The following is a 15,447-nucleotide window of genomic DNA, read 5'->3' on the forward strand; positions in this document are numbered from 1 at the left end:
TGCATCTGTTACAGCAGCGCACAAATTATCAAATGAATCTGTAATCAGTACAGCAGCATACTATCGCCGAAGGAGAAAAAGCGGTACTCCTGTTCGATTGCCTGACGATAGGCTTCCATCACCATTTCACGGCTTGCAAAGGCCGAAATCAACATCATCAGTGTGCTTTCCGGCAAGTGAAAATTGGTCACAAGATGATCAACCGCCTTAAAGCGGTAACCCGGATAAATAAAGATATCCGTCCAGCCGGACTGCGCCCGCACCAGTCCGTCCTCATCCGCGATCGTTTCCAGCGTGCGGCTGGCCGTCGTGCCGACTGCCCAGATCTTGCCGCCCGCTTTGCGCGTACTGTTAATCTGTTCTGCGGTTGCTTCATCCATCATGTAAAATTCCGAATGCATCACATGATCAGTGATTTCCTCTTCCTTAACCGGACGGAAGGTGCCAAGGCCCACATGTAGCGTAACAAACGCCAGCTTTACCCCCTTGTTCTGCAAAGCATCCAGCATTTCATCCGTAAAGTGAAGCCCTGCCGTCGGCGCAGCCGCCGATCCGGGTGTTTTGGAGTAAACCGTTTGATAGCGCTCCTGATCTTCCAATTTCTCTTTGATATAGGGTGGCAGCGGCATCGTACCAAGTTGATCCAGAATCTCCAAAAAGATCCCCTCGTAGTGAAAACGGATCAGACGGTTGCCATCCGGCTGCACTTTTTCCACCGTTGCAGTCAACATTCCATCGCCAAAGGTCAGCTCCACACCTTCCCGCGTTTTCCGTCCCGGGCGGGTCAGGCACTCCCACAAACCATCGCCTTTATCGGTCAGCAGCAGCACCTCGATAGGCGTCGTTCGTCCCACTGCATGACCCATCAGACGCGCCGGAATAACGCGGGAGTTATTGAATACGATGCAGTCACCCGGCTGCACATATTCGATTAAGTCACGGAAATGACGATGGGTCACGGAACCGTCTGCCCGATTGAGCACCAGCAAGCGCGACGCATCCCGCTGCTCCAACGGATGCTGCGCAATCAGGCGTTCAGGCAAATCAAAATAAAAATCACTTTTCTTCATCCATACAGGCACGCACTTCGGTTGGAAAGCGCCGTGCCGCTCCTCCTTTTTTCTAACGGGTTATCCGGCAAGGGAAATACCGGTAAAGTAAAATTTCAAAATATCCTCGTAAGTAAAACCTTGCTTGGCCATCGCATAGGCACCCCACTGGCTCATGCCCACGCTATGCCCCCAGCCCGAACCGGTAAAAGTATAGCTGGCCGCGGGAGTATCCGACTGCTCCGGTTGTTCAGGCTGAACTGGCTGCCCGGATTGATCGGCACTGCACAGCAGCACCATCTCGCTTTCCGGATCAAAATCCACCGTAAAGTTCAGCACCTTCCCCATGTCACGCACGCGATAATAATTATTGCCGTTTACATGATAACCGGTCAGCTGAATATCTTTGCCGTCCAGCACGATCGAAGCCGTCGCAGGCATATAGGTTTTGACCGCTGACGAAGCAGATGAACTCATTTCATCACCGACCGGCTGATATGCCTGTCCGGCAAAAAGGGAAATACAATTTTTTGCGTTATCCCACCCCACATTAAACTGGCTGCCCGTACCGTTCATGATATAAGCAATATCGCGCAGCTTATAATAATTCTCGCCTCCGATATTCCAGCCCTGCGGAGTGACCTTTTTGCCGTCCAAGGTAATCTGATGTACTGAAGGAACGATTTTTTGCAGTGCCGCACTCACCGGAAGCGTCTTCACTGCTTTGGTCTGATGCGGAGTGATCGTGTAGCGGATGCTCTTCAAACCAAATACCGTGCGCACCTTATCGCGCTGGATGGTCACCGTCTTGCCATCCGTATCGGTCACTGTCACTTCGTTTACATTATCCGTTGCTGTGCGCTTGGTCACCTCGACCTTTGCGACCGTACCGATGGTATAACCTGCGCTGATCAGCTTCTTTCTAACTTCCTCCGCTGTCAGGGTAACGCTCCACTCATCCACTTTTCCCTCGTACGGATCCACTTTCCCCTTCAAATACGGATAATCTCCGCCCCATACATTGACCGCATCCTCGGTCGCGCCGCCATCCGAAGAGAAAAAGTAACCGATGACAGGCTTGCCCTGATAGGTCAGATATTGACCGCGGGTATCATTTACCGCCGCATTGGAAGCCGCCGTTGCTTTATTTGCCCCTAAATACACCTGACAATTCGTTGTGTTGCACAGATCGTATCCGCTGGCAGTATGTTTATGGGTACCAAGTGCGAACGAACGCGCACAAACCGCCTGCGCTTTTTGCGCCTCAGCCGGCCAGTCCGGATCGATCTCGTATGGCAGCACGCCCTTCACATAATCCTCCAGCCCAACATAATTTATAACAGTAAGATTACCATTTCCGGCACGGCGATAAACAAAGCTGCCCTGCCAGCGATATCCCTTAAACCATGTCAGCGTGCTTTTGGGCTGGATCGCCAAATGGTCCGTCCCTTTCGCCGTTGTATACAACACCTTGCCCGATGCCGTATCACTGATCTGAAACGCATCATCTACCAGGCGAATGGTCAACTGAGTTGCCGTAATTGTCTTGCTGCCCGAAAACGCGGTGCCGTTCATCACACCTGCCGTATAACCGGATGCGTATCCGGAGACATTTTCCAGTTTTGGGTCGGCAAAGGAGCTGGAACCACTTACCGTCAATCCAACACGCAGAATGGTATCCTCATTCGCTGCCGCGGCCGGCGCCGTCTGCAGGCAGCCGCATAATGCTGCTGCACAAAGCAGCAGAGATAGGATTCTTTTCATTTGATCATCCTCCTGTTATTTTTCCCGCCCTCTCTTGACAAACATATGACCTTACTTTACAATAATAAAGAAAAGTACAGATACAGATAGAGGCGCGGAATTCATCAGTATCGGTCTGGGAGGGTCCGTAAACCCGTGAATCAGCCGAGAAAGGGTCTTCCGCCGAAGCCGGTTCTTGTTGCGGCAAGGCCCTGCTGGATGCTGCGGATAATATCCCTGCGTCTGTCATCAGCAGAAAATGCCGGTGGAGAGCTATCCTGTTTAGAACCGTACGGCACGTCCGTATTTTCTATTATAGTATAGATCATACCGGTTTTTCAACCGGTATTTTTCTTTGCTGCATTTGTATTGGAACGGAAACCGTTAGAAAACCTTTTGGGAAGGATATGATCAACATGAATCACTACAAAGTCGGTATTGTCGGTGCCACCGGTATGGTTGGCCAGCGATTTTCCCTGCTGCTGGAAAACCACCCGTGGTTTGAAGTAGTAGCACTGGCTGCTTCCTCGCGCAACCGCGGCAAAACCTATGCCGAAGCCTGTGAGGGCCGTTGGAAAATGGCTGTTCCCATGCCGGACAAATACAAAAACATGGTCATGTATGATGCAACGGCAGACGCAGAGGAGATTGCCGCGCAGGTTGACTTTATCTTCTGCGCAGTTGATATGAAAAAGGAAGAGATCCGTGCGCTGGAGGAGACGTACGCCAAGCTCGAGTGCCCGGTCTGCTCAAACAACTCCGCCCACCGTATGACGCCCGACGTTCCGATGATCATTCCGGAAATCAACGCCGATCACGCCAAGATCATCCCCGCACAGCGCAAGCGTTTGGGGACGAAGCGCGGATTTATCGCAGTCAAGTCCAACTGCTCGATCCAGTCGTATGTACCCGCGCTGTCCGCCCTGATGGACTTTGAACCGACCGAAGTTGCTGTCTGTACCTATCAGGCGATTTCCGGTGCAGGCAAAACCTTCGAAAGCTGGCCGGAAATGGTTGATAATGTCATCCCCTACATCGGCGGTGAGGAAGAAAAAAGCGAAAAAGAGCCGATGAAGGTCTGGGGCCATATCGAGGGGGATCACATCGAGCCTGCCGTCAGCCCGGTCATCACCGCGCAGTGCCTGCGCGTTGCCTGCTCGGACGGCCATATGGCGGCAGCCTTTGTCAAGTTCAAAAACAAGCCGAGCAAGGAAGAGATGATCGCACGGTGGCGCAGCTTTGAGGGCCGCGCACAGGAGCTGCATCTTCCCTCCGCCCCCGCACATTTCCTGACCTATTTTGAAGAGGATAACCGTCCGCAGACCCGCTTGGATCGAGATCTGGAAGGCGGTATGGGCGTCTCGATCGGCCGTCTGCGTGAGGATGCCCTGTATGACTATAAATTTGTCAGCCTGTCGCACAATACCCTGCGCGGCGCAGCCGGCGGTGCTGTCCTGATGGCAGAACTGCTCTGTGCCGAAGGCTATATGGACCGCTAAGGAGGTCACTGTCTTATGAAAAATCCTGTTTTTACCGGCGCCGGTGTCGCCATTGTCACACCGTTCACCGCAACCGGTGAAGTAAATTATGAAGAATTCGGACGCATTGTCGACCACCAGATCGCACACGGTACGGATGCGATCATCGTGTGCGGTACGACCGGCGAAGCATCCGCAATGCACGACAAGGAGCACCGCGAGGCGGTTGCCTGGTGCTGTGAATACGTCAACCACCGTGTCCCCGTTATCGCCGGCGTAGGCTCTAATGATACTGCCTATGCAGTCGAACTGACCCGTTTCGCACAGGAATGCGGCGCGGACGGCGGCTTATCTGTCACCCCCTACTACAACAAAACCACCCAGCGTGGTCTGCTCGCCCACTATACCAAAATTGCTGACTGCTGTGATCTGCCGATCATCCTGTACAATGTGCCCAGCCGTACCGGCGTTTGCTTTACGGCCGATACACTGTATCAGCTCGCACAGCATCCCAACATCAACGGTTTGAAGGCGGCATCGGGTGATTTCAGCCTGCTGGCTGCTGCGATGGCCAAATGCGGCGATGACCTCAACGTATGGTCGGGCAACGACGATCAAATCGTTCCGCTGATGGCGCTTGGCGGCAAGGGCGTTATTTCAGTGCTGTCCAATGTGGCGCCGCAGGAAACCCATGATTTGACCCAGCTCTGCTTTGAAAACCGCTACCCCGAAGCTGCACAAATGCAGTTCAAATATCACGATCTGATCGACGCATTGTTCTGTGAGGTCAACCCTATCCCTGTAAAAAAAGCGATGGAGATCCTCGGCTGGAACGTCGGTGCACTTCGCCTTCCGCTGGTAGAAGCCAGTGAGGAACATGCTGCACGTATCAAAAAGGAACTGGAAAAGGCCGGCTGCAAAATCTAAGCCCGCTTTAATTAAGGAGTTTTGAAAAGATGTTAAATATTGCGCTTTCCGGCTGTAACGGGCGGATGGGACACGTGATCACCGATATAGTCGCAGGACGAGATAACATGCAGATTGTTGCGGGATTTGACATCAATACCGCAAAATATGCGGATTTTCCGATATTCTCCGATCCATTTGAATTTCAAGGTTCATGCGATGTGATCATCGACTTTTCCAACGCATCCAGCACAGAGCATCTGCTGTCCTATTGCGAGCAGCACCATACGCCGCTTATCATTTGCACGACCGGCCACTCTCCGGAGCAGCTGCAGAAGATCCGCGCAGCATCTGCTGCGTTTCCTGTGTTCCGTTCCGGCAACATGTCGATCGGCATCAATTTGATGAGTGAACTTTTACGCAAATCCGCTGCCGTACTGGGCGACCAATACGATGTTGAGATCATCGAAAAGCATCACAATCAAAAGCTGGATGCCCCCTCAGGGACTGCGCTCATGCTGGCGGATGCTGTTGCCTCTGCCCTTCCCTACCCAGCAGAATATGTCTACGACCGGCACGAACGCCGCGAAAAACGCCCTGCACATGAAATCGGTATTTCCGCCATTCGCGGTGGCACGATCGTAGGGGAACATTCGGTTTTGTTCTGTGGCCGGGATGAGATCATCGAGATCAAGCACACAGCGCTTTCCCGCGAAGTATTTGCGACCGGTGCAGTGGATGCAGCAGTCTTTATGGCTGGCTGCAAGCAGCCCGGCATGTACGATATGAACGATGTGATCGCCTCGCACGCACAATGACCATATTCCACAAAGCAACGCACCGATCCGCCGCATGGCAGGGTCGGTGCGTTGCTTTTATTGACTGATTTCCGTTCACATCTCGTCAAGAATCATACATTGCTCCCCCTTCCCATTGCATGATCACCAAACTTTCCAGTATAATAATGATTACAGGTGTTCTTTTTCCCTTGCTGCAAAGCAATCAGAACATCAATCAACTTGTCAGGAGGTTATCCGTTGCCTCAGTCATTGATTCTTGGCGCTGTTGTCATCATTATCTGTATTCTCAGCAACAAAATTACCAGCCGCTTTGGTATCCCCATGCTGCTCGCCTTTATCCTTCTGGGGATGTTGTTCGGCTCGGAAGGTCTGTTCAAAATTGCTTTTGACGACTTTCCATTTGCCGAAAACATTTGCACCCTCGCTTTAATCTGCATTATGTTCTATGGCGGATTCGGCACCCGCTGGGATATCGCCCGGCCGGTTGCTGCTAAGGCTGCATTACTCTCTTCCGCAGGCACCATCCTGACAGCCGGGATCACCGGTCTTTTTTGTCATCTGGTGCTGCACTTCAGTCTGATAGAAGGTCTGCTCATTGGTGCCGTACTGAGCTCGACCGATGCCGCCAGCGTCTTTTATGTGCTGCGCTCACGCAGTCTTTCCCTGCAATACAATACGGATTCCCTGCTGGAGGTCGAAAGCGGCAGCAACGATCCGTTTGCCTATACGCTGACTCTGATCCTGCTCTCCATCATGCAATCCGGTTCCGCTCTTTCCGTGCGCGGTGTTTTAACACTTGCCGCCGCCCAGTTGGGCTTTGGACTGCTGACCGGTGCACTGATCGCATTGGCTGCCCGTTGGTTTTTGCAGTTTTTCACCTTCGAGGTCAACGGTTTTGATGCCGTGTTTATGCTGGCTGTTGCGCTGTTATCCTACGCTTTGCCTACATACATCGGCGGGAACGGCTATTTAAGCGCTTATCTGGTCGGTATTATTTTAGGCAATTCCCCCATGCCAAACAAAAAAGGGTTGGTCAATTTTTTTGACGGACTGACCAGCCTGATGCAAATGATGATTTTCTTCATCCTCGGCCTGCTGTCCTTTCCCTCGCGTCTTGCAGCGGTATGGCTGCCTGCTTTGGTGATTGCCTTTGTTCTCACCTTCATTTCCCGTCCCCTGTCCGTTTTTCTTTTGCTGACGCCGCTTCATGTTCCTTTCCGTCAACAGGCGGTCATTTCATGGGCCGGACTGCGTGGCGCCGCCTCCATCGTGTTTGCCATTATGGTGTTCGTCCGTGATATTCCGCTGCAAACCGATCTGTTTCACATGGTTTTCTGCGTTGTATTGTTATCACTTTTGCTGCAAGGCAGTCTGCTGCCCTGGTTTTCCGAAAAAGCCGGAATGATCAACAAAAGCGGTAATGTACTGATGACCTTTAATGATTACACAGATGAGATCGATATCCATTACATCAGTTTACCGATCAAGAGCGGTCATCCATGGATCGGCAAATCCGTACAGGCGCTTTCACTGCCGCCCGAGACCCTATTGGTATTCCTCAAAAGAACCGGTCAAAACCTGATCCCCAAGGGTGATACGATAATTGAGCAGAATGATATCCTCGTATTAAGTGCATTTGCTTATCAGGATGACAATGATATCCGTTTGAAAGAAGTCACCATCACACTTTCTCACCGGTGGTGCGGCAAACAACTATACGAACTTGACATTCCATCCGATATGCTGATCATCCTCATCCGGCGCGGCAGTGACTTGATCCTGCCAGATGGACAGACCCGTCTTTGCGAAGGCGATATAGTCGTTTTGAATTCCATGTGATAAAAACAGTCAGCCTTCTCCTGCACCGATTGTTAAACGATACTGAACTGCCGGTACGCACAGTGAAAACAAACCGTTTACAGCACGTATTATCCGGTTATATGTGTCCCCCGCTCTGCATGGTAAAAATACCCAGCATCAACGATGCTGCCAATACATATATAAAATCCCACTTGTTTCATCATACAATGAGGACAAGTGGGATTTTTTGCTGCGTCCGTTTACAACAGCATGCAACGCCGCTGATATCATTCCGGAAAACCAGCAGGTTCTCGCAGACTCAGATGTTACAAGCACCGTTTGGGCGCGATGCGTGACAACACTTCGTTCGTCCTTAAGGCGGCAGCATTCGATCTGGACTTTGCCCGCTGCGTGGACTTCGGCAAGAATCTGAACATGGATGAAGAGCGTCTGTATCCGGACTATAAGACCATGTTCGCAGAGGAAGCTAAGCGAGCAGACGGCATCGAAGCGGTCGACATCGCCACCCCCAATTTCCAGCATTTCGAAGTCTGCAAGGCAGCTCTCGAAGCCGGCCTACACGTTATCTGCGAAAAGCCACTGTTCTTTAAGGTAGAAGAGGGCGAAGAAATCAAGGCATTGGCAGAAAAAATGGGCAAGGTTGTCTGCGTGACCTACGGCTTCTCCGGTTTTGATCTGCTCAGCCAGATGCGCAGCATGATCCAGAACGGTGACATCGGCGAGGTTACCATGGTCGATTTGCGCTATGCCCACGGTTTTGCCTGCGACCCGACCGGTGACAAGCAGGCAGAAGGTCAGAAATGGCGTGTCGATCCGGCCAAGTCCGGCCCGTCTTTCGTGCTTGGCGACCTGTCCACCCACACCTTCTACATGTCCGAGCTGGTTTGCCCGCAGCTCAAGCTCAAGCAGCTGCTGTGCGATCGCCAGAGCTTTATCAAATCCCGTGCGCCGCTGGAAGACAATGCTTATGTGCTGATGCGTTATGAAAACGGCGCGGTTGGCCGCATGTGGGCTTCCGCAGTCAACGCCGGCGATATGTCCAGCCAGCACATCCGCATCGTTGGCACCAAGGCCTCTCTGGAATGGAACGACATGCATCCGGACGAGCTGAAATATCAGATTCAGGGACAGCCGGAGCAGATTCTGGTTCGCGCGATGGATTATCTGAACCCGGAAGCATTGGAGTATGAACGTCTGGGCGCGCTGCACTATACCGGCCTGATCGACTCCTGGAGCAACCTGTACACCCGTTTTGCCATCGCTATGGACGCGAAGAACCGCGGCGATGAAGAAACGCTGAACAATCTGGTTTACCCGGACCTTGAGCACGGTATTGATGGCATCCGTTGGGTGCTCAAGTGTGTGGAATCCGCCGACAAGGGCGGTGTCTGGGTCGATTTTAAGTAAACCCATCTTTTTCTCTTCACGGCGCCCGCCGTTTTCGGGCAGCGGGCGCTTCTTCTCTTAACTGAAACGGAGGTTATAATACATGAAACTTGCCATTTGCACCGATGTGTTTGCCGATTTGTCCTATACTGATATGCTGGACAAGGTCAAATCTCTCGGTATTGATGCAGTCGAAATGACCGCAGGCGGCTGGGGTGCGCGCAAGCACTGCAATACTGCTGAGCTGCTTGCTGATGCAGACAAGCGCCGCGCCTTTATGGACGAACTGCACAAACGCGGCACGCGCATTTCTGCCCTGAATACATCCTGCAACCCAACATGGCCGAGCGAAACAGGCGAGGAATACAAAAAGTCCATGTATGACTGCGCCACGCTGGCCGGTCTGCTGGGGGTAAAGAAAATTGTTGCAATGGCCGGTCTGCCGGCCGGTGCGCCGGGTGATACTACCCCGAACTGGATCACATCCACGGTATCGTGGCCGGATTTTATGGCGCCTGCCTATGAATACCAGTGAAAGGTGACCATTGATTTCTGGAATGAGTTTATCGCGCATTGCAAAACGTGCGGCATTGAACACATTGCAATTGAGGAGTTCCCCGGCACAATGGTCTGGTCGGCATCCACCCTGCTCAAGCTGCGTGAAGCAACCGATCCGATGCTGGGCATCAACCTCGATCCTTCGCACATGATGGTGCTTGGCGCCGACCCGATCGCTGCTGCACGTGCGCTGAAGGGCTGTATTTTCCATGTGCATGGCAAGGATGCTCGCATCGAACGCGGTCTTGCCGACCGTGACGGCTTGCTGGAGCCGCGTCCGGTCACCGAATCTGCCGACCGGGTATGGAACTATGTCGCCGTCGGCTGCGGCAAGGATCTGCAGTGGTGGAAGGAATTCTTCTCGGTTGTCCATATGATGGGCTATGACGGCGATGTATCGCTTGAGATGGAAGATCTCACCATGAGTGTGGACGCCGGTGTGCATACCTCGATCGACGCACTGCGCCAAACCATCAGCCAATAATCATCTCTTTCTTCTCGCATAGGCCGGATGCCGCACGCTATCCCCAGCATCCGGCCTTCTGCTATTCTTTTGGACGGCTGTAACAATCAAAATAAATACATATATAGAGAAAGAAAAATCGGTTCTCATCATTTCAAAGGGGAGTGAAATTATGCTTTGGACGATCATTTCATTCATTGGTTTTACCATTTTGGTCGCTGTCATCTCCTATGTCAAAACCAAGGGCGATGACCAAACCACAGCGGACGGTTACTTTTTGGCAGGACGCGGCCTGCCGGGCTTTGTCATTGCGGGTTCGCTGCTGCTGACAAACCTGTCAGCCGAGCAGCTCGTCGGCACGAACGGACAAACATGGAGCGTTGGTATGAGCCCCATGGCTTTTGAAATTGTTGCAGCCCCCTGCTGCATCATTTTGGCTTTGTTTGCCGCACCACGCTACTTAAAAAGCGGTATTACGACCATTCCGGAGCTGATCGGCCTGCGATATGACCGCAGCACCAAGCTCTGGTTCTCGATTGCCTATATCCTATTGTACATTGTGGTGCAGATCCCGGTTATCCTCTATTCCGGATCACTGGTGTTTGAAAATATTTTCGGTGTATCTGCCATGCTCGGCGTAAGCAAACTTCAATCCATCATCATCCTTTGTGTCATCATCAGCATCATTGGATCAATTTATGCGATCTTCGGCGGGCTGAAAGCAGTAGCCGTATCAGATACCGTTAACGGAATCGGTCTGCTGATCGGCGGCTTTATGATTCCTTTTCTGGCGCTGAGCGTATTGGGCAAGGTTTCGGGCGGCGACGGTTTTGCCATCGCTGACGGTATGCGGTACCTGATTGAAAACCACTCGGACATGCTCAACTCAATCGCACCGGCCGATTCGCTGCCGCCTGCCGTACCGTGGCCCACCGTATTCACCGGTCTGCTGTTTCTCGGACTGCAGTCGTGGTGTACACACCAGTCATTTATTCAGCGAGTGCTGGCTGCACGCGACCTGAAGGAAGCACAAAAGGGTGCTCTGTACTGCGCATTCCTCAAAATCATTGGTTTTATGTATCTGGCGCTGCCGGGCGTCATCGCCTTTGCACTGTTCCAGCTTCAGGGAAATCAGGTCAGCATGATGGATGAAGCATATCCGCAGCTGGTCACACAGGTGATACCGGCGCCGCTGATGGGCTTTTTCGCCGCCGTTATGCTCGGCGCGATCCTCTCCTCCTTCAACTCGGTTTTGAACTCAGTTGATACCATGTTCACCATGGATATTTACAAGGAGTTTATCAATCCAAAAGCTTCGGAAGAAAAGCTTGTCAAAGTCGGCAAAAATATCGGCATTCTATTTGCTGTTCTGACAACCATTGTCGGCCCCCTGATCTACTTTTTCCCGGCCGGTCTGAAAACCTTCCTTGATTCGCTGGTCATGCTGATCGCACTGCCGGTATTGTCTGCGGTTTTCGGCGGTTTCTTCTTCAAGTATCTGCCCAAATACTCTGCCAAACTGGTCTTGTTCATTCATGTGGTCAGCTACGGCGCATTCCTCCTGTTCCTCGGTGATCGGTTCCATTATCTGTATGCTGTGCTCGTCCTGTTACCGCTCGAACTGCTGCTGATGTATCTGCTTAACCGCTATAACCAGCAAAAAAACCATGCGACCGCATGGATACAGGAAGATGTCGGCGCGGTCGATCTGACACCGTGGAAATACCGTTGGGTTGCCACCGCTGTTATTCTGATTTGTGTTGCTGCTGTCTATATTGCGTTTTCCCCGCTTGGGATCGGCACATGGAATTACGCACAGCCCTGGTAAGACCTTTCCCCTGACTCGTACACCGCTGCCACACAACCCGGCAGCGGTGCACCTTTCTGTTCCCTGCCATCGTTTATGCCGGAACCACCACAAAAGCCATGCCCTGTTTCCTCAGGGCATGGCCCAGCCTGCCGAAAAAGTATTTTGTCAATGGGGATACCCACAATACGCGCGGCAGCGCGCATAAAACAACATTTGCAGCGCAAATGCATAAAAAGTCAGGACATATGCCTGACTTTTTATACTTTAAGAGCGAAAAAGCTTCTGTATACAGGGACTTTTTTCGCTCTCATGTTTGGCATAGTCCAAACATAGATTGTCGGAAAAACAAAGTTTTTCGATAATCTCGGCCATTCTCAAGGCAACTCAAACTGCATATGCAGCATCCTCTGACTGGGATACTATGGCTCTTACTCTGTGTCCGTCCGCTGCGGTTTGACCGATGCCAACGGATTTTTTGACGCTGCTTCCCGCAAACTGCTGTCCTCGATATGCGTATAAATCATGGTTGTGTTAACACTTGTATGACCGAGAATATTTTGCAAAGTGCGGATATCCACCCCGTTTTGATACATCAGCGTCGCTGCCGTATGGCGCAATTTATGGGCGGAATATTTCTGCGTATCCAACCCCGCCTGACCGATATATTTTTTTACCAGCCACTTCACTGTCTGCACATTGATGCGATTGCGGTTACGGCTGATAAACAAAGCATTTTGATCCCTGTCGTGCGGTAAAATACGTTTGGGCAAGTATTGCTCCAGCGCCGCCTTGCAGGCCTCATTCAAATATACGGTGCGCTCCTTATTTCCTTTTCCGAGTACCCGTACCGTGTCCCCCTGAAAATCCGACAAATTCAGGCCGACAAGCTCAGATACACGCAGGCCGCAGTTGAGAAAAAGCGTTAAGATACAGTAGTCCCGTTCCGCATATTCCCCCTGCACGGCATCCAGCAGGCGAATGCTGTCCTCGGTTGTCAGATAGACCGGCAATGACTTGCGGATCGAAGGCGCCTCCAGATTGCTCATCGGATTCACTTCCAGTAAATGACGTTTATCCGTCAAGTATCGAAAAAAGGCCCGGATCGCAGATACTTTGCGCGCACGCGATGTGCTGCTCAAGCCGAAATTGGTAGCCGTACTGTTTTGCTGCGTTGGACGCTCACCCGACATGTATTCCAAATAATCGTATGCATCAGACAGTGTGATCTCCCGCAGGAAGTCAATGTCAATATCCTCGATCGACACCTGATCGATCGGCAGCTCACGGGGTACCACCCCTTTATTATGCTTGAGCACACGAAAAAACAGGCGCAGATCCAAATAATATTCATGCGCTGTCTGCGCAGATTTCCCCTGAATGGTAGAGATATAAGTCAAAAAATCGCGGAGCACACGCGGTGCATCCGCCGCATACTGCGACATTGGCTTTTCCAAGCGCCCTGCTCCTTTCCTTCGGGCGGTACAGCCCCTTTATCACGCTTATTATACCGCGTTCGGCAGCAGCCGTCAAACTTGCCTTTTTCGGCGGCATACCGTATAATATATCCCATAAACTACCCGGAAAGAAGGCTGTCATGATGCAACGCCTGCACATTACCCTTGGTGACATCACCCACTGCACCACCGATGCAATCGTCAACGCTGCCAACACTTCGCTGTTAGGCGGCGGCGGTGTCGATGGCGCGATTCATCGCGCAGCCGGTCCGGCACTGCTGGAAGAATGCTGGAAACTCGGCGGATGTCCGACCGGACAAGCTAAAGCAACGCAGGCCTATCGTCTGCCCTGCCGCTTTGTCATCCATACACCCGGTCCGATTTGGCACGGCGGCACGGCAAATGAAGATACACTGCTGTCCGACTGCTATCGCAATTCTCTGATTGCCGCTGCCGCCCTCGGCTGCCGAACCGTTGCCTTCCCCTCGATCAGCACAGGCGTTTACCGCTTCCCGGTTCACCGCGCAGCCAATATTGCCGTTTCCACAATTCGCAGCTACCTGCGCACACACCCGGAAATGCAGCAGGTAACTATCGTCTGCTTTGATCAGACAACCTTCTCCGCCTATCAGACTGCCCTGTCGGAAAGCGAGTATAACGATGCCGAAAAGCGCTAATCAAAAGCTCAAATTGCTCTATCTGTGTAAAATTCTGATGGAAAACAGTGATGAAAACCATAAACTGAGCATGGAACAGCTCCTGGCTGCTCTTGCCCGGTATGATATTCACGCCGAACGCAAAAGTATCTATTCGGACATCGCCGCCCTGCAGGATTTCGGTCTGGACGTGATGCTTGAACGCGGTTCGGACGGCGGCTATTACATAGCATCCCGCCCTTTCGAACTGCCTGAACTTAAGCTGCTGGTTGATGCCATCCAATGTTCCCGCTTTATCACAGAAAAAAAATCCAATGAGCTGATCAAAAAAATCGAATCCCTTGCCAGCCTCCCACAAGCCCATGCACTGCAGCGGCAGGTTTATGTAGCCGATCGGGTCAAAACCATCAACGAAGGAATCTACTATAACATCGACACCCTGCACAATGCGATCTCATCAGGCGTACAGATCACCTTTCAGTATTTTGAATGGGCACTTGATTTTTCCGCATCCAATCATATCCGCAAGCGCTACCGCAAGGACGGTGCGCTTTATCAGGTCAGCCCGTGGGCGCTGACTTGGGACGATGAAAACTACTACCTGATCGCCCATGATCCACTGACGGATGCGATCCGGCATTACCGCGTCGATAAGATGGAACATATTTCCTTAATCGACCGAAAACGCGAAGGACAGCGACTGTTCCGCGACCGGTTCAATCCGGCCGACTACACCCGTAAGGTATTCGGCATGTTTTCCGGCGATGAGAAAACCGTGCGGCTGATTTGTGAAAACCGCTTTATCGGTGTGATCCGTGATCGCTTCGGCGCAGACCTGATGGTACAAAAGGTAGATGACGCTCACTTTGCGGTCAATGTGACGGTTGCAGTCAGCCCGCAGTTTTTTTCATGGATCTTTGGCCTGAGCGGCGCAGTACAGATCATTGAGCCGGCCGAAGTCAGGGAAGCCTTTCAGCAGCAGATCCAGGCGTTTTCCGCCCCCTTTGAGTGAATAACTAAAAGCCAGTGAGTCCGAATTAATGGATCATACTTCATAAAAGCAGTGGAAATTCAGTCCCAGACAAGGTATAATAGGGACGAAACTGCTGGAATTTACTGAAATTTGCGCATGACAACCGGACGACGGCTATTTTCTTGAAAAAGAAAATGCAACCCTCGCCTGAGCAGCTCTATAATTGGACTGCTCCACCGGCAATGATGTTGGTTAGTTAGGTTTTGTTTTGAGAAGCGCTGGTTTCAGGTAGACCTCGTCTGGGGCAATTGGAGAAAGGTCTAGAAGCTTCAGCAGTTTCTTTTCATTTT

Annotated in this window: 13 protein-coding genes and 1 riboswitch; of the genes, 10 read left to right on the forward strand and 3 right to left on the reverse strand. The window is 51.8% G+C overall.

Features of this window, described 5'->3' with window-relative positions; all coding sequences use genetic code 11:
• Nucleotides 1-44 precede the first annotated feature (44 nt).
• A complete protein-coding gene (queA, locus tag T363_RS0109410) occupies nucleotides 45-1,070 on the reverse strand; it encodes a tRNA preQ1(34) S-adenosylmethionine ribosyltransferase-isomerase QueA (RefSeq protein ID WP_031475253.1) in 1,026 nt (341 codons plus the stop codon).
• Between the two features lie 60 nt (nucleotides 1,071-1,130).
• Complete coding sequence (locus T363_RS15170) at nucleotides 1,131-2,813, reverse strand: SpoIID/LytB domain-containing protein (protein WP_051643201.1); 1,683 nt, start codon at nucleotides 2,811-2,813, stop codon at nucleotides 1,131-1,133.
• A gap of 79 nt (nucleotides 2,814-2,892) precedes the next feature.
• Nucleotides 2,893-3,076: riboswitch (Lysine riboswitch) on the forward strand.
• Nucleotides 3,077-3,208: 132 nt separating this feature from the next.
• Between T363_RS15170 and asd the strand changes: the two genes are divergently transcribed.
• The 8 genes from asd (at nucleotide 3,209) to T363_RS0109450 (ending at nucleotide 12,032) form a co-directional block, all read left to right on the forward strand.
• A complete protein-coding gene (gene asd, locus T363_RS0109420) occupies nucleotides 3,209-4,291 on the forward strand; it encodes an aspartate-semialdehyde dehydrogenase (protein ID WP_031475257.1) in 1,083 nt (360 codons plus the stop codon).
• A gap of 15 nt (nucleotides 4,292-4,306) precedes the next feature.
• A complete protein-coding gene (dapA, locus tag T363_RS0109425; RefSeq protein ID WP_031475259.1) occupies nucleotides 4,307-5,197 on the forward strand; it encodes a 4-hydroxy-tetrahydrodipicolinate synthase in 891 nt (296 codons plus the stop codon).
• 29 nt (nucleotides 5,198-5,226) lie between these two features.
• Nucleotides 5,227-5,994, forward strand: a complete 768-nt coding sequence (dapB, locus tag T363_RS0109430; protein WP_031475261.1) for a 4-hydroxy-tetrahydrodipicolinate reductase — start codon at nucleotides 5,227-5,229, stop codon at nucleotides 5,992-5,994.
• Nucleotides 5,995-6,213: 219 nt separating this feature from the next.
• Entirely contained in the window at nucleotides 6,214-7,815 is a 1,602-nt protein-coding gene (locus T363_RS0109435) for a potassium/proton antiporter (protein WP_051643202.1), read from the forward strand.
• Nucleotides 7,816-8,124: 309 nt separating this feature from the next.
• Entirely contained in the window at nucleotides 8,125-9,204 is a 1,080-nt protein-coding gene (locus tag T363_RS0109440) for a Gfo/Idh/MocA family protein (protein ID WP_078096996.1), read from the forward strand.
• Nucleotides 9,205-9,286: 82 nt separating this feature from the next.
• Nucleotides 9,287-9,718: a sugar phosphate isomerase/epimerase family protein gene (locus tag T363_RS16455; RefSeq protein ID WP_207640625.1), complete on the forward strand. Its 432-nt coding sequence runs from the start codon at nucleotides 9,287-9,289 to the stop codon at nucleotides 9,716-9,718.
• Between the two features lie 3 nt (nucleotides 9,719-9,721).
• Entirely contained in the window at nucleotides 9,722-10,225 is a 504-nt protein-coding gene (locus T363_RS16460; protein WP_207640626.1) for a sugar phosphate isomerase/epimerase family protein, read from the forward strand.
• A 151-nt stretch (nucleotides 10,226-10,376) separates the two neighbouring features.
• On the forward strand, nucleotides 10,377-12,032 hold the full coding sequence (locus T363_RS0109450) for a solute:sodium symporter family transporter (RefSeq protein ID WP_031475267.1): 1,656 nt from the start codon (nucleotides 10,377-10,379) through the stop codon (nucleotides 12,030-12,032).
• A gap of 410 nt (nucleotides 12,033-12,442) precedes the next feature.
• Here the strand turns inward: T363_RS0109450 and T363_RS0109455 are convergent, their stop codons facing one another.
• Nucleotides 12,443-13,468 carry a tyrosine recombinase XerC gene (locus T363_RS0109455; protein WP_317394172.1) on the reverse strand — a complete coding sequence of 342 codons (1,026 nt, stop codon included), beginning with the start codon at nucleotides 13,466-13,468 and terminating at the stop codon, nucleotides 12,443-12,445.
• Nucleotides 13,469-13,611: 143 nt separating this feature from the next.
• Between T363_RS0109455 and T363_RS0109460 the strand changes: the two genes are divergently transcribed.
• Both T363_RS0109460 and T363_RS0109465 read left to right on the forward strand, forming a co-directional pair.
• Nucleotides 13,612-14,145, forward strand: a complete 534-nt coding sequence (locus T363_RS0109460; RefSeq protein WP_031475271.1) for an O-acetyl-ADP-ribose deacetylase — start codon at nucleotides 13,612-13,614, stop codon at nucleotides 14,143-14,145.
• On the forward strand, nucleotides 14,129-15,136 hold the full coding sequence (locus T363_RS0109465; protein WP_031475273.1) for a helix-turn-helix transcriptional regulator: 1,008 nt from the start codon (nucleotides 14,129-14,131) through the stop codon (nucleotides 15,134-15,136). Before T363_RS0109460 ends, T363_RS0109465 begins: the two co-directional genes overlap by 17 nt.
• Nucleotides 15,137-15,447: the final 311 nt, after the last annotated feature.

Source organism: Agathobaculum desmolans ATCC 43058 (assembly GCF_000701665.1).
Classification (GTDB): domain Bacteria; phylum Bacillota; class Clostridia; order Oscillospirales; family Butyricicoccaceae; genus Agathobaculum; species Agathobaculum desmolans.

Coding starts and splice junctions, on each gene's coding strand:
- queA (WP_031475253.1), bottom strand. CDS start 1,070: ATGAAGAAAAGTGATTTTTATTTTGATTTGCCTGAACGCCTGATTGCG.
- T363_RS15170 (WP_051643201.1), bottom strand. CDS start 2,813: ATGAAAAGAATCCTATCTCTGCTGCTTTGTGCAGCAGCATTATGCGGC.
- asd (WP_031475257.1), top strand. CDS start 3,209: ATGAATCACTACAAAGTCGGTATTGTCGGTGCCACCGGTATGGTTGGC.
- dapA (WP_031475259.1), top strand. CDS start 4,307: ATGAAAAATCCTGTTTTTACCGGCGCCGGTGTCGCCATTGTCACACCG.
- dapB (WP_031475261.1), top strand. CDS start 5,227: ATGTTAAATATTGCGCTTTCCGGCTGTAACGGGCGGATGGGACACGTG.
- T363_RS0109440 (WP_078096996.1), top strand. CDS start 8,125: ATGCGTGACAACACTTCGTTCGTCCTTAAGGCGGCAGCATTCGATCTG.
- T363_RS16455 (WP_207640625.1), top strand. CDS start 9,287: ATGAAACTTGCCATTTGCACCGATGTGTTTGCCGATTTGTCCTATACT.
- T363_RS0109450 (WP_031475267.1), top strand. CDS start 10,377: ATGCTTTGGACGATCATTTCATTCATTGGTTTTACCATTTTGGTCGCT.
- T363_RS0109460 (WP_031475271.1), top strand. CDS start 13,612: ATGCAACGCCTGCACATTACCCTTGGTGACATCACCCACTGCACCACC.
- T363_RS0109465 (WP_031475273.1), top strand. CDS start 14,129: ATGCCGAAAAGCGCTAATCAAAAGCTCAAATTGCTCTATCTGTGTAAA.